The sequence below is a fragment of the Bacillus sp. FJAT-27986 genome (assembly GCF_001685035.1).
In the GTDB taxonomy this organism is placed as follows: Bacteria; Bacillota; Bacilli; order Bacillales; family Pradoshiaceae; genus Pradoshia.
The window spans coordinates 360,654-378,273 of sequence record NZ_MAYV01000015.1; the positions used below are offsets into that span (position 1 = coordinate 360,654).

The 17,620-nt window shown below is 37.9% G+C and carries 19 protein-coding genes and 2 pseudogenes; 8 read left to right on the forward strand and 13 right to left on the reverse strand.

The features are described 5' to 3' along the window. Nucleotides 1-12 precede the first annotated feature (12 nt). Nucleotides 13-378: a hotdog fold thioesterase gene (locus A8L44_RS12630; RefSeq protein ID WP_066106926.1), complete on the forward strand. Its 366-nt coding sequence runs from the start codon at nt 13-15 to the stop codon at nt 376-378. A gap of 52 nt (nt 379-430) precedes the next feature. Here the strand turns inward: A8L44_RS12630 and mnhG are convergent, their stop codons facing one another. From mnhG to A8L44_RS12665, 7 genes are read right to left on the reverse strand one after another with little or no spacing between them, the layout of a single operon-like run. Next, nucleotides 431-784, reverse strand: a complete 354-nt coding sequence (mnhG, locus tag A8L44_RS12635; RefSeq protein WP_066106612.1) for a monovalent cation/H(+) antiporter subunit G — start codon at nt 782-784, stop codon at nt 431-433. Next, nucleotides 771-1,052: a Na(+)/H(+) antiporter subunit F1 gene (locus tag A8L44_RS12640; RefSeq protein ID WP_066106615.1), complete on the reverse strand. Its 282-nt coding sequence runs from the start codon at nt 1,050-1,052 to the stop codon at nt 771-773. Before A8L44_RS12640 ends, mnhG begins: the two co-directional genes overlap by 14 nt. Continuing rightward, nucleotides 1,052-1,528, reverse strand: coding sequence for a Na+/H+ antiporter subunit E (locus tag A8L44_RS12645; RefSeq protein WP_066106620.1), 477 nt, complete (start codon nt 1,526-1,528; stop codon nt 1,052-1,054). The genes A8L44_RS12640 and A8L44_RS12645 overlap by 1 nt, the downstream gene beginning before the upstream one ends. Before the next feature lie 7 nt (nt 1,529-1,535). Further along, nucleotides 1,536-3,020, reverse strand: coding sequence for a Na+/H+ antiporter subunit D (locus A8L44_RS12650; protein WP_066106623.1), 1,485 nt, complete (start codon nt 3,018-3,020; stop codon nt 1,536-1,538). Then, entirely contained in the window at nt 3,013-3,354 is a 342-nt protein-coding gene (locus tag A8L44_RS12655) for a Na(+)/H(+) antiporter subunit C (RefSeq protein WP_066106626.1), read from the reverse strand. Before A8L44_RS12655 ends, A8L44_RS12650 begins: the two co-directional genes overlap by 8 nt. Beyond that, on the reverse strand, nt 3,354-3,776 hold the full coding sequence (locus tag A8L44_RS12660) for a Na(+)/H(+) antiporter subunit B (RefSeq protein WP_066106630.1): 423 nt from the start codon (nt 3,774-3,776) through the stop codon (nt 3,354-3,356). The genes A8L44_RS12655 and A8L44_RS12660 overlap by 1 nt, the downstream gene beginning before the upstream one ends. Continuing rightward, nucleotides 3,773-6,181: a Na+/H+ antiporter subunit A gene (locus A8L44_RS12665; RefSeq protein WP_066106633.1), complete on the reverse strand. Its 2,409-nt coding sequence runs from the start codon at nt 6,179-6,181 to the stop codon at nt 3,773-3,775. The genes A8L44_RS12660 and A8L44_RS12665 overlap by 4 nt, the downstream gene beginning before the upstream one ends. A 319-nt stretch (nt 6,182-6,500) precedes the next feature. Here A8L44_RS12665 and A8L44_RS19260 point away from each other — a divergent pair. Next, a pseudogene (locus A8L44_RS19260) lies at nt 6,501-6,965 on the forward strand (DUF5366 family protein). A gap of 422 nt (nt 6,966-7,387) precedes the next feature. Here the strand turns inward: A8L44_RS19260 and A8L44_RS19490 are convergent. Both A8L44_RS19490 and A8L44_RS12680 read right to left on the reverse strand, forming a co-directional pair. Then, a pseudogene (locus A8L44_RS19490) lies at nt 7,388-8,329 on the reverse strand (transglycosylase domain-containing protein). Next, entirely contained in the window at nt 8,287-8,511 is a 225-nt protein-coding gene (locus A8L44_RS12680; RefSeq protein ID WP_066106641.1) for a hypothetical protein, read from the reverse strand. The pseudogene A8L44_RS19490 and the gene A8L44_RS12680 overlap by 43 nt, the downstream one beginning before the upstream one ends. Nucleotides 8,512-8,628: 117 nt before the next feature. Here A8L44_RS12680 and kapD point away from each other — a divergent pair, with 117 nt between their 5' ends. After that, nucleotides 8,629-9,249 carry a 3'-5' exonuclease KapD gene (gene kapD / locus A8L44_RS12685; protein ID WP_066106643.1) on the forward strand — a complete coding sequence of 207 codons (621 nt, stop codon included), beginning with the start codon at nt 8,629-8,631 and terminating at the stop codon, nt 9,247-9,249. Nucleotides 9,250-9,290: 41 nt separating this feature from the next. Here the strand turns inward: kapD and A8L44_RS12690 are convergent, their stop codons facing one another. Next, the gene (locus tag A8L44_RS12690) at nt 9,291-9,677 is read right to left on the reverse strand and encodes a kinase-associated lipoprotein B (RefSeq protein ID WP_066106646.1); all 387 of its coding nucleotides are present in this window, start codon (nt 9,675-9,677) and stop codon (nt 9,291-9,293) included. Nucleotides 9,678-9,806: 129 nt separating this feature from the next. Between A8L44_RS12690 and A8L44_RS12695 the strand changes: the two genes are divergently transcribed. Together A8L44_RS12695 and A8L44_RS12700 are read left to right on the forward strand one after the other, a co-directional pair. Continuing rightward, on the forward strand, nt 9,807-10,547 hold the full coding sequence (locus A8L44_RS12695) for a peptidylprolyl isomerase (protein ID WP_077248121.1): 741 nt from the start codon (nt 9,807-9,809) through the stop codon (nt 10,545-10,547). Nucleotides 10,548-10,698: 151 nt separating this feature from the next. Next, on the forward strand, nt 10,699-10,902 hold the full coding sequence (locus A8L44_RS12700; RefSeq protein WP_066106649.1) for a hypothetical protein: 204 nt from the start codon (nt 10,699-10,701) through the stop codon (nt 10,900-10,902). A 108-nt stretch (nt 10,903-11,010) separates the two neighbouring features. Here A8L44_RS12700 and A8L44_RS12705 read toward each other — a convergent pair whose 3' ends face one another. After that, nucleotides 11,011-12,180: a MalY/PatB family protein gene (locus A8L44_RS12705; RefSeq protein WP_066106652.1), complete on the reverse strand. Its 1,170-nt coding sequence runs from the start codon at nt 12,178-12,180 to the stop codon at nt 11,011-11,013. A 232-nt stretch (nt 12,181-12,412) separates the two neighbouring features. Here A8L44_RS12705 and A8L44_RS12710 point away from each other — a divergent pair, with 232 nt between their 5' ends. After that, entirely contained in the window at nt 12,413-12,913 is a 501-nt protein-coding gene (locus tag A8L44_RS12710) for an Lrp/AsnC family transcriptional regulator (RefSeq protein WP_066106655.1), read from the forward strand. After that, nucleotides 12,910-14,076 carry an aminotransferase gene (locus A8L44_RS12715; protein WP_066106660.1) on the forward strand — a complete coding sequence of 389 codons (1,167 nt, stop codon included), beginning with the start codon at nt 12,910-12,912 and terminating at the stop codon, nt 14,074-14,076. Before A8L44_RS12710 ends, A8L44_RS12715 begins: the two co-directional genes overlap by 4 nt. 990 nt (nt 14,077-15,066) lie before the next feature. Here the strand turns inward: A8L44_RS12715 and A8L44_RS12720 are convergent. Continuing rightward, nucleotides 15,067-15,411 carry a helix-turn-helix domain-containing protein gene (locus A8L44_RS12720; protein WP_066106664.1) on the reverse strand — a complete coding sequence of 115 codons (345 nt, stop codon included), beginning with the start codon at nt 15,409-15,411 and terminating at the stop codon, nt 15,067-15,069. A gap of 49 nt (nt 15,412-15,460) precedes the next feature. Continuing rightward, nucleotides 15,461-16,798: a sodium-dependent transporter gene (locus tag A8L44_RS12725; RefSeq protein WP_066106667.1), complete on the reverse strand. Its 1,338-nt coding sequence runs from the start codon at nt 16,796-16,798 to the stop codon at nt 15,461-15,463. Nucleotides 16,799-17,046: 248 nt separating this feature from the next. Between A8L44_RS12725 and yugI the strand changes: the two genes are divergently transcribed. Beyond that, the gene (yugI, locus tag A8L44_RS12730; protein ID WP_066106671.1) at nt 17,047-17,451 is read left to right on the forward strand and encodes a S1 domain-containing post-transcriptional regulator GSP13; all 405 of its coding nucleotides are present in this window, start codon (nt 17,047-17,049) and stop codon (nt 17,449-17,451) included. Nucleotides 17,452-17,620: the final 169 nt, after the last annotated feature.

Consider the following 17,620-nt stretch of genomic DNA (forward strand, 5'->3'; position numbering starts at 1 on the left):
AGTAAAACATTGATGGGTACATTAGGGATAGAAATAGTTGAGGTCTGTGAAGGAAGAGTTGTTGCAACCATGCCTGTTGACCATCGGACACACCAGCCGATGGGACTTCTTCACGGTGGCGCATCGGTGGCTCTTGCCGAAACGGTCGCCAGTCTTGGTGGATATACAATGGTTGACGAGGAGAAAGAAGCAGTCGTTGGTTTAGAGATTAATGCGAATCATCTTAAAAGCAAAAGGGAAGGCTTGGTGACCGCAACAGGAAATATTGTACACAGAGGAAAAAAAACAATGGTATGGGAAATTAAAATAACGGATGAAGAGAACGAATTAATATGTATCAGCAGATGTACGCTTGCTGTTATTCAAATAAAAAAATGAGGATGTTTTACAAGGTCTAAAGCGATCTTGTAAGCATCCTCTTTTTCTGTCATTAGCTATTTTTTTGTTTTTTTGCCTTTTTTAAATCATCACGCACACTATGTTTCCACAATTTAACGCCTGTATTATAGGCTGCACGGCTGATTAAATGTCCGGCAACCGGAGCTGTCATAAAAATAAAGAAGATAGCTAACAGGATACGGGAGTTAAAATGGCCCTCTGTAATCCAGAAATATAAGAATGTGCCAAGCAATACAAGGGTTACACCCAAAGTGGATGTTTTAGAAGCTGCATGGTTCCGCGTATAGACATCGGGTAAACGGAGTATTCCAAGAGCTGATACAACGGTTAATATAGAACCGATTAAAACGATACAAACAAAAATATAGGAACTAATTTCGTTCATTTTCTATGATTTCCCCTTTCTCCAGGAATTTCGAAAAGGCAACCGTACCAGTGAACGAAAGAATACTGATCAGAAGGATAACCTCTAAAAACATGGATGTGCTGAGCAATAAAGATAGTATGGCAATCATGCAAATTAAGTTCATGCCAATAGCATCCAATGCCATTACACGATCAGGGATGCTTGGTCCCTTAATTACTCTATAAATTAGAATGAGCATCGAAATAGCTATACAGACTAAAGAAAGCTGAAGGATGAAATTAATCATTACTCACTCACCTCCAGAATAAGCCGCTCAAATGAATTTTTTATACTTTCTTGCATCTCTGGAATCTCCGATATGTTTAATGCATGGATGAATAATGTTTTGTTATCAGAAGAAATATCCAGAACTAATGTACCGGGAGTTAAGGTAATCAGACAGGACAGAAGAGTGATCTGCCAATCCGATTTAAGTTTGGTTTCATAAGTAAAAATTCCTGGCTTCAGTTCAAGCTTTGGTCTGATGATTGTTTTAAAAACGTCGAAGTTTGCAATCAATAATTCTCGTATAAATATCCCCAGAAGGTGAAGGACAGCCACTACCTTATGCAAATAAAACCGAGTCGAAAAAAAGCGTCTGAATAGAAAAAGAATAATCGCCCCAATTAAATAGCCGATAATAAAGGAAGCGGCTGTATTTGACGTCGTCAGGAACATCCAGGTCAAGGCTAGAATTACATTTAATAATATTTGATAAGACATATCTTCATCACTCCTTTAGTACGGCCTGAATGTAATCTGATGGATTCATTAAAACATCAACCGCATCAGAAACATACGTATAAACAACTTCAGAGCCCAATCCGTACAATATTGAGACTACAAGTAAAATGCCGATCGGCAATAGTAAAAAACGGTTATCTTTCTTGGGGAAGTTCTCATCGTAAACTTTTTTCTCTCCCCAGAACGCGAATATGAAAATGCGCATCACGGAATATAAAACAATTAAACTTGAGAATAGGACTACCAATCCTCCTACGTAATGCCTTTCATCAAAGGCACCCTGAATGATTAGTAATTTTCCTGTAAAACCGCTGAAAGGTGGAACCCCTGCTAACGATATAGCCGCTATGAAGAACATCCAAGCTAAAAGTGGAGATTCGTGAATTAACCCACCCATGCGCTTAATATTACTTGTCCCTGTTTTGGCCATCATTACTCCAATAAGCAGAAACAGGGCTGCTTTAATCATCATGTCATGAATTGTATACATAATTGAACCGGATATGGATGCGGTATTCATGATTGAAATACCGAAGATTATAACACCAATGGCAATTACGATATTGTAAATGATGATTTTTTTACCATCCATATAGGCCAATACACCGATACAGCCAAATACAATGGTTAAAATTCCAAGGTACTCCAGCAATGTATGCGTATAATCAGTATGATGATAAAACATAATGGTAAAGGTTCTTAGGATGGAATAAACACCAACCTTCGTTAATAATGAACCAAACAAAGCCAGGATTGGAATTGGCGGCGCAAAGTATGAGCCGGGCATCCAAAAATATAAAGGAAAAATGGCTGCCTTCAATCCAAACACGATTAGAAACAGAACAGCGATAACCGTGATGATTCCCGGCTGGTCTACTTCCGCAATTCTTTCTGAGATATCTGCCATATTCAGCGTACCTACAACAGAGTATAAGAATGCAACAGCAGCAACAAAAAGGCCAGAAGCAATTACATTTACAAGCAAATATTTAATAGACTCGCGAAGCTGTACTTTTGTACCACCTGTCACAAGTAATACATAAGATGACATCAGCATTACTTCAAAAAATACAAATAAGTTGAATATATCTCCGGTCAAAAATGCCCCGTTAACACCTACAATTAAAAATTGGATAAGGGCATAGTAGAAATATTTTTCACGGTTTGCATCAATATTTTTAAAAGAATAAATAATCGTTACTAATGTAATAAGAGATGTAGTTAAAACCAGTAAGGCTGCCAACATATCCGCTACAAGACTAATTCCGAAAGGGGCATCCCAGCTGCCGGCCTGCAAGGTTAGAATGCCATTTGTTTTTACCTCTATTAAAAGTGAAAAGGTAACTACCAGGACCAGTATAGAAGAGGCCAAGGCGACTATTCGTTGGGCATTTATTTTTTTCGCAAGGAATAACAATAAAATTCCTGTCAATAACGGAAGTAAAATAGGTAATATAACAAGGTTATTCATATGACTTATTTCCTCTCAGTTGATCCATGTTATCCGTTCCAAGTTCCTGATAGGAACGATAGGCCAATACCAGGAAGAAAGATGTGACACCGAAGCTAATTACAATCGCTGTCAGGATTAATGCCTGTGGCAGCGGATCCACATAGGATTTGGCGTGTTCACTTAAGATAGGCACAGCTCCTTGTTTTAATCCTCCCATGGTAAGAACCAATAAATTCACCGCATGGCTCAATATGCTTGTTCCAATAATGATACGAAGCAAGCTTTTTGATAAAAGTAAATAGGTGGAAATCGTAAATAGAATTCCTATAGCAAAACACATTAAAATCTCCATCATTCACTCTCCCCAATCGTTTGAATAATGGTCATTGTCACGCCGATTACAACTAGATAAACACCCGTATCAAAGATAACTGCTGTATGAAGGGATGTTTTTCCAAGGAGCGGCAAATCAAAATAATCAAAGGCGTGCGTCAGGAAAGGAGCATCGAAGAATAACGCACCAGCTCCAGTCCCGACAGATAACAACAACCCCACAGCTATCAACGATAAATAATTTACCGGCAGAAAACTTTTTACGGTTTTTAAATCAAATGCCAGCAATAAAAGAATGATGGCAGAAGAAGTCATAAGACCACCGATAAATCCACCGCCCGGCGTATAGTGTCCGGCAAAGAAAATGTGTATAGAGAACAAAATAATAATAAAAGTTGCGATTTTAGTAACCGTCTGTAAAATTAAATCATTTGTTTTCATTCTTCCCCTCCTCTTTTCGTGAGACGGAGTTTAATCATGGTGTAAATTCCCATGGCTGCAATGGATAATACGGTGATTTCAAACATGGTATCCAAACCACGGAAGTCAACCAGGATTACGTTAACCATATTCTCTCCACCAGCTTCTTTGTACGTAACCTCTTTATAAAATTCAGAGATGGATTCAAATAGCTTCGTACTGTGAGAAGCCAGCGCGATAAGTGTCATCGTAATTCCGACACCGAGAGAGATTGCCAGGTTTGTCAATTTAAAACGCATACGCTTTTCCTTTGGTTTATACTTCGGCAAGTGATAGAAACAAAGCAAGAACAGCGATGTAGATACTGTTTCAATGACAAATTGAGTTAAGGCTAAATCAGGTGCCCTAAATAGAACAAATAAAAGTGATACCGTATAACCAACCGCTCCCATTAAAATGATTGAAGTCAGTCTCGATTTTGCAAATAGAATCATGATTGAAGCCAGAACTAAGATAAAGATCAAAATAACTTCGTATACCCCAATTGGAGTCATACTGGTTGTTTCGAATGCAAAGCTATCGGTTTTCCAAACCGTATAAAGTAAACTGATAATCAAGAAGCCAAATATATAAACTAAATAATCATGGATACTCCCGTTCATATATCCGCGGGTAATGAGACGTGAACCTGTATCCAGTGATCTTAATCCCATATTATATGCATTGTTTAATGTGTATTTATCAGAGAAATACGTATAAATCTTGCTCCATTTTGGATAGAACTTATACAAGATAATTCCTAAGATGACAACTCCGATTGTCATTAATAATGCGCCATTTACTCCGTGCCACATTTGTATATGAAGATGCGGAGGGTTTCCGTTTTCATAAAGGCTCGGCAGGATAGCTGCAGAAGCTGGCTCAATAATTGTTGAAGTAAGGATGTTTGGAAATAATCCAAAAATAATAACCAAGGCTGCAAGCGTGATTGGTGAAATCAATAATCCAATCGGTGCTTCATGTGGTTTTTTCGTTAATTTTTCAGGCTGAAGTTTGCCGCCAAATGTTCTAAATAAAAGAATCATACAGTAAACAAATGTGAATACACTTGCCAGCCATCCAATAACAGGGAATAAATTACCCCATGTTTGCAGGTTAAGAAAATCTGCTTTTGTTATATCTAATAGGCTGCCAAAGAACATTTCCTTACTCAAGAAGCCATTGAATGGAGGCAAGCCTGCCATTGAGAATGCTCCGATTGCAGCAATAGTAAAAGTGATTGGCATTATGGTCATTAATCCGCCCAGTTTACGAATATCCCTAGTTCCCGTTTCGTGATCAATTATACCGACTGCCATGAATAATGAACCTTTAAAGGTTGCATGGTTAATTAGGTGAAAAACAGCTGCCGAAACAGCGGCAATATATACATTATTCTCGGCTGATCCAAAATGGAGGGAAGCCGCACCGATGCCAAGCAGGGACATGATTAAGCCGAGCTGGCTGACTGTTGAGTAGGCAAGAATCCCTTTTAAATCATACTGACGTACTGCATTAAAGGAACCCCAAATTAAGGTTATGATACCGACCAGGCCGATAATCCATACCCATTCACCTGATAAAGCAAATATAGGGCTCAAACGTGCTACTAAATAGATACCTGCTTTAACCATCGTTGCTGAATGAAGATATGCACTGACTGGTGTAGGTGCTTCCATTGCATCAGGTAACCAAATGTGGAATGGGAATTGGGCAGACTTCGTGAATGCCCCTAATAAAACGAGTATCATCGAAAAATAAAAAAGAGGATGGTTTACCAAATCAGGAGCCATTGAAATTAATTCTCTGATGCTGAAGGTATTTCCCATTACAGAGAGGGTTATAAAACCTCCTAGCATGGATAAGCCACCTAAAAAGGTGATTAATAATGATTTTTGCGCTCCGTAGCGAGATCCTTTTCTCTCATGCCAATAGCCAATCAGCAGGAAGGAAGAAAGGCTGGTAAATTCCCAAAACGTATAAAGGACGATTAAGTTGTCAGATAGGACAACCCCAAGCATAGCCCCCATAAATAATAGTAAATAAACATAAAAATTACTCAGTTTTTCTTTTGTTTTGTCCATATAAAAGATGGAGTACAGAATAACTAGTGTACCAATACCTGTGATCAGCATAGCGAAGAGCAGGCCTAATCCGTCTACATAAACATCAAATGATATGTTTAGTGAAGGAATCCACTCAAAACTAGCTGTTATGGATTGATGATCCGTTATTTCAGGCAGGAACGTAAACAAATAACCAAATAATACGATAGGTATAATGAGTACGAACCATCCGGTATGTATTTTACGAGCATATTTGCCTATAAACGGAATACATATCGCAGCCAAAAAAGGCAGTAATATACTCAAGTGAAGCATTGACATAAGGACCTCCCTTAAAAAATTATAAAATATTGAAAAATTACAACAAAATGTACCAATCCGTACATTCAGCATAGCAAATTATACAGCAAATTTATATTAGACTGTACTTGAAAAGACTGGTATTCATGTGTTTTAACCATGTATTATATGAAGGAAAAAATTTAAAAATTTAATTCTCCTTTCCGATAAATGGTTTATAATGGGAAAATGTGAAGTATAAGGAATAATGAAAATGAAGAATACATATGTAACAGGTTATTTTCCCTTATTATCGATAATGGCATTTAGTCTGTTCTTTGCTGTTCATCTTATGGTAAGAATGATTGCATTTTTAAAAAGCAATGGGCTCTATTCAGGCATGACTGGATTGTTATCAGAGATCCATATTAAATTATCCTTTTTATTATTGTTCTTTATCTGTTTTTTTATGTTACTTGCTGTGTTAAAGCTTCTTGTCGATACCTTTTTGGAACTGTCACTTTTATTTTTCTCAAAGGATAAGGTGGGAGAAGACCTGCAAAAGCTGAGAGGGACTTCTATCATTTTTCTGATAGGTGGACTTATATCTATGTTATGTTGTCTTTGGTTGCTTGCAGGCTGCTTTTTACTTACTTCATTATTCGCTTTTATATACTTTCTGTATAAAATCAGTTCATCCTTATCGGGTACCTGATTGATAGGGATTATATTTTTTCATGTAACTATCTGGGCCGTTCTGTTATTGGCAGTCTGTCTCTCTGTCTTAAAATTATATAATAGTATAATGGCGGGACTTCCGCTGTAAAGGAAAAAGCATGATGAACCTCTAATAGAGAGAATACATCATGCTTTTCCATATTTGTATTTGCGGCTGACTTTTATTTAAAAAATCAATACTGGACGGCTGATCCTTGCCCACCCAGACCCCACCAGTATACGAAGCAGTCATCCCAATAAACCATAAATCATGATAATCATTTGTTGTACCGGTTTTTCCTCCTATATAAGCTACCTGTTTTTTGAAGCAATCGAACAGCTGCAGTATTAACCGATTTGGCCATTGCCTGATTGAGTGGAAGATTGCTATATGTTGAATGACCATAGTTCTCTGGGCAGTAATTTTCGATGCATATCGCTGAAGCGTCTATTTTTTGGATCCTTATTAGTTTTCAAATAAGGCGCATATACCAGCAATGGTTTAATCGTAGATCCTGGCTGACGAAAACTTTAATGGGCTCGATTAAATGTTGAGGGTTTATATGTTTTTCCCCCAATCAATGAGACAAGCTCATGAGTAGAATGATTAATAACTACCGCTGATGCTTCAACGTTTTTATAAGGCAGGATGCTACTAACGGCTGATTTGGCTTTTTCTGAATATCTGAATCGAGAAAAAGTGTGGATCGTAATTCCTGAATGCAGCAGTTCCGTGATGCGGTTATCTAATTTCTCTGTTAATTGATTAGATTCTTGTTCAGATAAACCAGAAAACTGATAACCATCCTGCTCTGCGACCAGCTGACGAAATTCAGCCAGCGTGTAATCGGTATAATCAGGAAATTCTTGGATTCGTTTGGAAAGATTTAATTTTATTGATTCTTTTAAAATTTGCTCTTTTTCTCCATTCGTTATGAAATTCTTATTCTCAAGTTGCTGCAGAAGTCTAACCTGGCGTTTTTTTGTATTTTGGAAATTAGTCAGCGGGTCATAAAGACTAGGGTTATTAGGAATTGCCGCTAGAAAAGAGAGTTCACCATGCTTGAGATTCTTTGCTGATTTGGAAAAATAAAAATGAGCAGCAGCTTCAATTCCATAGGAACTGTTACCATAGTAAATCGCAATTATGTAAGTATTTAATAGTTAATCTTTTGAAAAATCACGCTCAAGCTGATAGGCGTAAAGCAGTTCAGTTAATTTACGATTATATGTACGTTCATTTGTGAGGAATAAATTTCGAGCGAGCTGTTGTGTAATGGTGCTGCCCCCTTGATGAATTCCCCCGCTTTCCGTATTAATTATGAACGCTCTGCTAATAGCTGATAAATCAAACCCCTTATGTGAATAAAAATGCTGATCCTCTGAAACTACGTAAATATCCTTTAAAATTTGAGGGATATCAGCATCCTTTATATATTTCCGATTCTCTGTTTGATAGATTTCTCTGATAATTGTCCATCGGAATCTGTGATTGTACTGTTAAGCTGCATGGCTGATTGATCTATTTGTAAATTGGTGTCCAAAACATGATTGAGGCTTTGCAATTTGGAAAACTCATTCAGTGTTAATGTACTCAATCCGTATAAGGATGGAACCAGTAATAAAATCATACAAAATCCAATTGATTTTCTCATTTTTACCCACCTGGAATTCTATTCGTATATTTAACTATATCGTATTGATTTTATGGTTAAAAGAGGAAAATTTGGAAGGAGCAATAGATTACACGAAAACAAGGAGGTTGTATCATTGTGAAGAAGGATGACCACTATTTATTCATAGATTTTGAATTTACAATGCCAGAGGATCGAAATAATCCGAATGGGTTCTTTCCTGAAATCATTGAATATGGAATTATCGAGGTAAAGAGTGGAACAATAGTCAATCAATACAATTCTTATGTCCTGCCCAGAGTATTTCAGTCGTTAACGAACCGATGTAAGAACTTTTTGCACATTACCGAAGATGATCTTAAGACAGGGGTGGAATTTGATGTTTTTCACAGTTTACTGCGAGAATTGGATCATCCTAACTCTCCAACGATTGCTACATGGGGAAACATGGATATGAAGGTGTTAAAGCAAAACTGTCAGTATTCAGGACATATATTCCCTTTAACGGGAAAGCAATTGGATTTATCGATTGAGTATCAAAAATTCTTTGGTGACCGAAATCAGACAGGCCTATGGAAAGCAGTTCAGCAATATGGGGACAAGGCTAAAGGCGTTTGGCATCGTGCTTTGGATGATGCCAGAATGACTTATGAACTGTTTACATTAATTGAGCAGGACAGGAGGTATGTGGATAACTATAAGCCAACGACAATCGGAGACGTTGTGGATTTTTCACAGTTATTTAATGGGTTGACGTAAAAAACCAAATCAGTAAAGAGTGATTTGGTTTTTTATGTTTATCATATTGGAAAATACTCGCGCTCTATATTCGATATAGCTGACAAAGACATATCTGACCACTTTGATTCTTCTTTTAGCAATTCCTGTTTTAATGTTTCAAGAGACTGGCGCAGGGATTCTGTGTAATCAGGAATTTCCCCTTTAAACGGTTTCACCATGTTTACCGGGATGTTGGTTTGTTCCCTGTAAGCTAAAGCCTTTCGCTCATGGAAAAAATCAACTTCTGTTTGTTTTGGATGATGAAGATCTCCCTGCATAGGGTGCTTTAATACAGCCAGTATTTTAACAACCATATATCCATTTGTTCGGATATTGGTGATTCCGCCTACATATTTACCGGTTTTATAATGTGCAATCACTTGGTCGCCAATAGTGAGTTCATTCATTTTTATCCCCCATTCATATCTGTTCTTCTCTATCATACCGATGTACCATAATCAATCCTATAAAAAGCTCTTCAGAAAGATGCTTTTTTTTTGAGAATCGTGTAAAGTGAAAAATTGGAGGTAGTTTAAATGAAATGGAAGACCATGATACTATTATTAATAATCCTCCTTGGTGCAGCGATTTGGAATCTGTATATAAAAGATAAGGTATTCCAATCTGGTGATCAAACAACTTTAAAGCTGGATCAAACCATTAAAGAGAAAGAAGGCGAAGATAAAATGACAGTATTACCTCAATTTACAGAAGTACAAGGTAATGAAAGATTAGTGGAGATGGTAACTAATAAAGGTTCCATCCAAATCAAATTATTCCCTGACCAAGCTCCTAAAGCGGTTGAAAATTTCCTGACTCATGCAGAAAATGGATACTACGAGGGGATCATTTTCCACCGCGTGATCAATGATTTCATGATTCAAGGCGGAGATCCAACTGGAACAGGAATGGGTGGAGAAAGCATTTGGGGTAAATCATTCGAAGATGAATTCACGATGGATTTATTTAATTTCCGTGGTGCTTTGTCTATGGCAAATGCCGGCCCTGGTACAAATGGAAGTCAATTCTTTATTGTTCAAAAAGGTGCTGTTGAAGCGAATCTAAAAGGACAAATGGAACAAGCGGGATATCCTCAGGAAGCAGTGGAAAAATACATGGAAATAGGCGGAACTCCTTGGCTTGACCACAGACATACCGTGTTTGGACAAGTTACTGAAGGAATGGATGTTGTAGATGACATCGCAACTACTAAAGTAGGTCCTAACGATAAACCGGTTTATGATGTAGTGATTGAAAAAATCAACATCCTAAAATAATCCCTATAATGTAAGTAGGCTGTCGATGACTCGGCAGCTTTTTTCTTATTTATAAATGAGGATAATCAAATATCACTTATACTCACCCTAGTCGTGTTATAATATGGTTAAAATTCAAATGTTTTCAAATCAGGAAAGGGTGTCTCAAAACATGTCTCAGCCATTAGCGTTTATTATAGGATTATTCTTGTATTTTCCTGAAGATAAAAGAGAATACATTCCAGCCGGATTAACGATGGCCATTTTTACATTGTTTGCAGTGTTAACGATGCGGTTTATCATTGTTTATAATCGTAAGCAGGTACAGAAGGCAAAGGAATTGGAAGAAAAATTAAAAGAGCAAAATATTCAATGATGGCTGCACATGCAAAGTGTGCAGTTTTTTTTTGCCGAAATCTGAGTGGATTCTTCTTAAAATTAAACAAGCATTTGCCAGACTGATTGGCAAATGCTTGTTACATAATTAGTTGAGGTCTTGGAATGCTTCGTGCAATCTGCGCAAGCCCTCAGTGAGAGTGTCCTTAGAGCACCCTATATTCATTCGAACAAATCCTTGGCCATCCTGCCCATATTTCGCACCAGGTTCAAGAGCCAATTTCCCTTTATGGATGAGCCTTTCTGTGATTTCAATATCTGATATTCCTAAATCCCGTAAATCGATCCAAACAAGGAAAGATGCTTGAGGAATCATGATGTTTATTTTCGGTAAATGCTTAGAAACATAATCAGTCAGGATTTCAATATTCTCTTCAATTTTGGATACGGTCTCACTCACCCACTCAGCACCATGGGTGTAGGCCGCTTCCATGGCAGTATAGGCAAGTACATTAATGCCCCCAATACCTTGCTTGAGGAATTGCTGTTCCATTTTTAAGAGGTAATCTTTATTTTCACTTAGGATCAGAGAGCCATGCAATCCAGCGATATTAAAGGTTTTACTAGGAGCCATCAGTGTAATAACATCTTTGCTGATGATTCCGGCAGGTGTGTGAATATTGTCATAAAGAATCAGGTCAGCGTGAATTTCATCGGAAATGACAGGCACTTGATAGTGCTGACATAGGCTAATCATTCTCTCAAGGTCTTTCTTTGCCCAAACCGTTCCGCCAGGATTGTGCGGGCTGCATAAGATGAATAATTTTACTCCATTACGAAGCTTGTTTTCAAAGTCTTCAAAATCAATTTCAAATTGATTTTGGTTGATTTTCATTCTATTGGTAACAAGAGTTCGGCCATTACTTTTAACGACATTATGAAATGGACCGTAGACAGGTGTTTGAATCATCACTTGATCTCCAGCTTCAGTAAATGCAAGAACAGCTGCTGATAAGGACGGAACTACACCTGGACTAAAAGAAATATTTTCTCTTTTAAGCGACCATTTATGCTTTTCGTTCATCCAATTTATGATAGCCTGGTATACAGAATCGGAGGCATATGTATATCCGAATATTGGGTGTTGTATGCGGGTAATTAAAGCTTCCTGTACCTGAACAGGCGAAGCCCAGTCCATGTCTGCCACCCACATTGGCCATAAGTCACTGCCTGCGAATAATGAATCAACGTTATCCCATTTATACGAAGCTGTTCCTTTACGATCTATAATGGTTTCTGTATTTGTTGTACTGTTCATTTTTTCACCCCGCCTTTATATGATTCCCTTATTTTATCATATATTTACAGACTGGCAGTTTTAGAAGATTTATTAATTGGCTTGTTTTCTCAAATAAATATGGTATGTGAGATGAAAATAATTGATTACATATTCATATGTATAAAATGAGTGTTATAATGGAAAAAGTTTAATTTAAATTAAATTTTCAGACATCTTTATATCTAATGATACTTTTAATGGAGGTGAGGGTATGAACCTTACAGCTAAGGAAATTGAGATTTTGAATATTCTCGAAGAAAACGCCAGAATCCCTCTGGATGATATAGTAAAAATGACAGCAATGTCTAAAGAGGAAGTTGAACTAGCCTTAAAAAAACTGAAAGAATCCAATATTATTGTTGGCTATGCCGCTTTGGTCGATTGGTCGAAAGTTAAAGATCACGAAGGAGTTACTGCCATGATTGATGTGAAAGTAACCCCTAAAAGAGGCGTAGGCTTTGATGAGACAGCAAAACGAATTTATCGCTATGAAGAGGTCACATCCGTTTATTTAATGTCAGGTGCTTATGACTTATCTGTGGTCATTGAGGGCAAGTCGATGAATGAGGTAGCGCGATTTGTTTCAGACAAATTATCGACTCTTGATTCAGTTATTTCTACAACGACTCACTTTATTCTTAAAAAGTATAAACATGATGGGACTGTATTTGCACCTCTTGATGAGGATAAAAGGATTGTGATAACTCCATGATTAAAACGAGTTATCTATCTGATACGGCTCGAGAAATGAAGCCCTCCGGAATACGTAAATTTTTTGATTTGGCAGCAGGCATGGAAGGTATCGTTTCGCTTGGTGTAGGTGAGCCAGATTTTGTTACTCCGTGGCGATACAGGGAAGCTGCTATCCTCTCGATGGAAGAAGGCTATACGTCTTACACAGCAAATGCAGGATTGCTTGATTTACGCGAGGAAATTGCAGCCTATATGAGTAGACGTTTTCAGGTAACATACTCCCCTGAAAATCAAATTATTGTAACTGTAGGTGCAAGTCAGGCAATCGATATCGCCTTACGAGCCATTCTCAACCCAGGAGAAGAAGTAATAGTCGTTGAACCATGCTTCGTATCCTATGCTCCATTAGTGGCATTGGCAGGAGGTAAGCCTGTTTCGGTTGGAACCATGAAAGAATCTGATTTTAAACTGTTACCCGAACAGTTAGAAGCAGCTATAACACCGAAAACGAAGGCGATTATGATTTGTTCACCCAATAATCCAACAGGAACCCAATTGTCTAAGGATGATTTGAAAGCATTAGCTGAAATTGCTATTAAACATGATGTTCTTGTGATTTCCGATGAAATCTATGCGGAACTTGTTTATGATGACGCGTATACCAGCTTTGCAGCCATTGAAGGGATGTATGAACGGACGATTTTAATATCAGGCTTCTCAAAGGGATTTGCTATGACAGGCTGGAGGCTTGGTTTTGTATGTGCAAACAAAGAAATCTCTGAAGCTATGCTGAAAATCCACCAGTATGCGATTATGTGTGCCCCTACATCTGCCCAATATGCTGCTTTGGAGGCCCTGCGATATGGGGCGGGATATGTGGAAGAAATGCGTATGAGCTATAATCATCGAAGAAATTATATTGTTAGTTCATTTAATGAGATTGGTTTGAAGTGCCACACACCGGGTGGAGCATTTTATGCTTTTCCATCCATTGAATCTACTGGCATGAGCTCTGAAGAATTTGCAGAAAAATTATTGATTGAGGAAAAGGTAGCAGTAGTACCAGGCAATGTATTTGGTATAGGCGGAGAAGGGCATATCCGTTGCTCTTACGCTACATCTATCGATCAATTACGGGAAGCCTTAACCAGAATTGAACGATTTTTAAACAATCATTCATAAATTTCCTTAAGGACTTTTACTAAGAGTTTTCTGAGTATAGGGAAAAGATTTTCAAATATAAAAAATGAGGGGGCAACCATAAGTCGTTAAATGACCTATGGTTTCCCCTTTGTTTTGTTCATAAGGATTTGATTATTTTAATTTTAAGTCCTTTAAAAGGAAAAGCATTCTTAAAGACACACCAGGCTATAGAAATCAATGCAGCTAATTAAGGCAATTAGCCGCAATATGTTTGCTTACTTGGGAATCCGGTTCTAAATAAACACGTATTTTAATAGAAATAGAGCCAAGTTGGATGGGAATTCAGCCGACCCAGCCAAATTCCAGCCAAGCTCAATTATTAAAACAGAATGTTGATCAAAAAGAGGCTGGGACAAAAGGTTTCCAATAACTAAAAAAGCCGAACTATTATTAAATGCAGTGTTAGCATTATTTATAATAGTTCGGCTTTTTCTATTTAGATTAATAAAAATCCAATATATCATTCGGCTTTAGACATAGTAAATTTAGTTATGTCCCAGCCTCTTCAAGGCGTAAGGTATCGGTACATAAGTATAGCCACTGCGGGAGGGAAGAACACCTCCCTGCGTGCCTCTCTCTTATGCTTTTCGGGCCTGGGCAGTCGTTTCAGCCTTTTAGTTAATCTAGCTTCAGGGCCTAGGAGCTCGGGACATAAGCATAGCCTCTACGGGGGAAGAACATCCCCTCCGAGCCTCTGTCTTATGCTCCTCGCTCCTGGGCAAGGCCCTTCAGCTTTTTAGTTAATCCAGCTTCGGCTCCTAGGAGCTCGAGTCATAAGCAAATACTCTGCGGGAGAAAAACCTCCCTCCGAGTATTCGTCTTATGCTTGTCGCTCCTGGGCAGTCGCCTCAGCCTTTTAGTTAATTCAGCTTCAACGGCTAGAAGCTCAGGACATAAGAAAAGCCACTGCGGGGAAGACCATTCCCTGCGTGGCTTTCTCTTATGCTCCTCGCTTCTGAACGAGCCGTTTCAGCTTTTTAAGTTCCCCATTATCCTTAGGAAGTCGGCTTCGGTTATGTCTTGGGTTTTCTTTAGTATTAATTTTGCTCGTTTTTGCCCCATTGTATTGATGAGGGTATGGAGTTCGGGATCTAGTTGGCATGGTCCTGTTGGATTGGCGTGCTCCATTAGTTCAGAGGCAGGGCAATCCAATGCAGTTGAAATAGTCAGGAGAACCTGGAGGCTTGGTGTTATTTCATTTTCCTCGTATTGCTCAAGTTTGTGAGTGCCGATTCTGGAGCGTAACGCTAGCTCTTCCACACTCATTCCTTTGTCAATTCTGTACTTACGAATATTTTCTCCAATTGTAGCCATTATCAATCCCTCCCGATATTAATAGTTCTCCTTATATTCTACCACCTTACTAAATAATTCCAATAGAGTTCAGGAAGACTAATAAAATTGCGGCAGGGCATACGTAACGGACTAAGATATACCAACCGTTAAACATCCAGTATTTCAATTTCGAGCCATTTTGTAACTCTGTTCTGACTGCATTTTTATCCATAACGTAACCTATAAATATAGAAATAAACAGCGAACCGAGCGGCAGGGCAAGATTTGAAACAATAAAATCTGCCAGATCAAAGAAAGTTTTACCCGCAATATGAACATCGCTTAAGATTCCATAGGATAAAGCACTCGGAATCCCAACAATGAAGGTGATGATTCCAGCCAGCCATGCGGAAGATTTTCGTTTCTCGGGATTTTCTTTTGAAATGACTGCTACAACAATTTCCAAAATGGAAAAGGCTGAGGTAAGAGTCGCAAATAACAATAAGATCATAAAGATGATCATGAAAAATCCTCCGAATGCAATCTCATTAAATACAGCTGGCAGTATGACAAAAACTAGTCCTGGACCTGATGCAGGATCATATCCTAACGCAAATACAGCAGGGAAGATAACAAGGCCTGCTAATAAGGAGATTAAAATATTTAATCCCACAACTGAAAAGCCAGATTTCATCAAATTCTCGTTTTTCGGCAAATAGGAAGCGTAGGTCACCATTACCGATGTTCCCACACTAAGAGCGAAAAAGGCTTGTCCAAGTGCCAGCAATACGGATTCACCCGTGATTTTATTGAAGTCTGGCTGCAAGAAGAATCTAACACCTTCCATAGCTCCATCCAAGGTTAACGATCGAACGGCCAATATAATAAACAAAATGAATAATGCCGGCATCATATACTTGCTTGCCCGTTCAATCCCTTTTTTGATTCCTCCCTGAACCACCCATATTGTCAATAGTATGAACAGAATCTGGGAAATGATTGATTCATATGGATTTTCAATAATGTTATTAAATAATGATTCATAATTAGCTACCCCTGTTATCTGCCCAAGTAGACTTCTGCCTAGATAGGATAAAATCCAGCCGCCTACCACACTGTAAAAGGATAGCAACAGAACGGAAGCAATTACACCCATCCACCCCATTAAAAACCATTTAGAATTAGGGGCTATAACTTTATAGGCACTGACTGCATCCTTTTGTGCGTTTCTTCCAATAACAAATTCGGAAATTAAAATAGGAGCACCGATAAAGAGTGTGAACGCAATAAATAAAAGGAAGAAGGCTGCACCACCATTTGTTCCAGCCATGTAGGGGAATTTCCAAATGGCACCCAGTCCAATTGCTGAACCGGCAGCAGCTAAAATAAATCCAATCTTTGATGACCATTGTTCATGTTTTTGCATGTATGCACCTCATAGCTTGTAATCTTATTAATCGTATTATAGTAGCATTATACAGGAATAATTGCCAGAATATTAAATCTGATTAAACAGGTAAGTTATTCCTGCCGATAAAGGTGTTTATTATTAGGCAATAGGGTAAATAAAAATAGAAAGGTATGTAGGTCATTTTTGATAATGGTTAAACATTGTGCTATAATTTTATATTGCGTATATAAACGAAAAATTTAAACATTTATAGGAGTGTTATTATGACTACAAAATATGAAGTAGGTCAAATTCTTACAGGTAAAGTAACTGGCATTCAGCCTTACGGAGCATTCGTTGCTTTAGACGAAAATACACAAGGACTCGTTCATATTTCCGAAATTACGTACGGTTTTGTGAAAGATATTAATGATCAATTAAAATTAGGCGATGAAGTTAAAGTTAAAGTTCTTTCCGTTAATGAAGAAGCTGGGAAAATCGCTCTATCTATTCGTGCTACAGAAGAGCCACCAGCAGTTAAACAGGAAGCTCGTAAACCTAAGAAAAAATCTCAACAAAGTTCAGTTAAAGTTCCGCCTGCTGAAACACCACAAGGATTCAATACACTTAAAGATAAATTGGAAGAGTGGATTGAACAATCCAAACGCGAAGATCTTATTAAAAAATAATTGAATTGATTTCTGAAACTGCCCTTATCACTTGTTTCGACTGTGATAATGGGCAGTTTTTTGTTGTTAACAGTTATTAATTCCAATTGTACGTAAATTATCGGATAATATAGACAAGACTCAACTTATCGTTTAATTGGGTTTTTAGTCGAATAGAATTATACCTTAT

What these genes read in the sequence shown, in the direction of transcription:
- A8L44_RS12710 (WP_066106655.1), top strand. Translation starts at nt 12,413, where the DNA reads ATGAACCTTACAGCTAAGGAAATTGAGATTTTGAATATTCTCGAAGAA.
- A8L44_RS12630 (WP_066106926.1), top strand. Translation starts at nt 13, where the DNA reads ATGGGTACATTAGGGATAGAAATAGTTGAGGTCTGTGAAGGAAGAGTT.
- A8L44_RS12715 (WP_066106660.1), top strand. Translation starts at nt 12,910, where the DNA reads ATGATTAAAACGAGTTATCTATCTGATACGGCTCGAGAAATGAAGCCC.
- A8L44_RS12705 (WP_066106652.1), bottom strand. Translation starts at nt 12,180, where the DNA reads ATGAACAGTACAACAAATACAGAAACCATTATAGATCGTAAAGGAACA.
- A8L44_RS12640 (WP_066106615.1), bottom strand. Translation starts at nt 1,052, where the DNA reads ATGATTAATTTCATCCTTCAGCTTTCTTTAGTCTGTATAGCTATTTCG.
- A8L44_RS12655 (WP_066106626.1), bottom strand. Translation starts at nt 3,354, where the DNA reads ATGGAGATTTTAATGTGTTTTGCTATAGGAATTCTATTTACGATTTCC.
- A8L44_RS12680 (WP_066106641.1), bottom strand. Translation starts at nt 8,511, where the DNA reads ATGAGAAAATCAATTGGATTTTGTATGATTTTATTACTGGTTCCATCC.
- yugI (WP_066106671.1), top strand. Translation starts at nt 17,047, where the DNA reads ATGACTACAAAATATGAAGTAGGTCAAATTCTTACAGGTAAAGTAACT.
- A8L44_RS12665 (WP_066106633.1), bottom strand. Translation starts at nt 6,181, where the DNA reads ATGTCAATGCTTCACTTGAGTATATTACTGCCTTTTTTGGCTGCGATA.
- A8L44_RS12645 (WP_066106620.1), bottom strand. Translation starts at nt 1,528, where the DNA reads ATGTCTTATCAAATATTATTAAATGTAATTCTAGCCTTGACCTGGATG.
- A8L44_RS12650 (WP_066106623.1), bottom strand. Translation starts at nt 3,020, where the DNA reads ATGAATAACCTTGTTATATTACCTATTTTACTTCCGTTATTGACAGGA.
- A8L44_RS12725 (WP_066106667.1), bottom strand. Translation starts at nt 16,798, where the DNA reads ATGCAAAAACATGAACAATGGTCATCAAAGATTGGATTTATTTTAGCT.
- A8L44_RS12695 (WP_077248121.1), top strand. Translation starts at nt 9,807, where the DNA reads ATGAAATGGAAGACCATGATACTATTATTAATAATCCTCCTTGGTGCA.
- A8L44_RS12660 (WP_066106630.1), bottom strand. Translation starts at nt 3,776, where the DNA reads ATGAAAACAAATGATTTAATTTTACAGACGGTTACTAAAATCGCAACT.
- A8L44_RS12690 (WP_066106646.1), bottom strand. Translation starts at nt 9,677, where the DNA reads ATGAATGAACTCACTATTGGCGACCAAGTGATTGCACATTATAAAACC.
- mnhG (WP_066106612.1), bottom strand. Translation starts at nt 784, where the DNA reads ATGAACGAAATTAGTTCCTATATTTTTGTTTGTATCGTTTTAATCGGT.
- A8L44_RS12700 (WP_066106649.1), top strand. Translation starts at nt 10,699, where the DNA reads ATGTCTCAGCCATTAGCGTTTATTATAGGATTATTCTTGTATTTTCCT.
- A8L44_RS12720 (WP_066106664.1), bottom strand. Translation starts at nt 15,411, where the DNA reads ATGGCTACAATTGGAGAAAATATTCGTAAGTACAGAATTGACAAAGGA.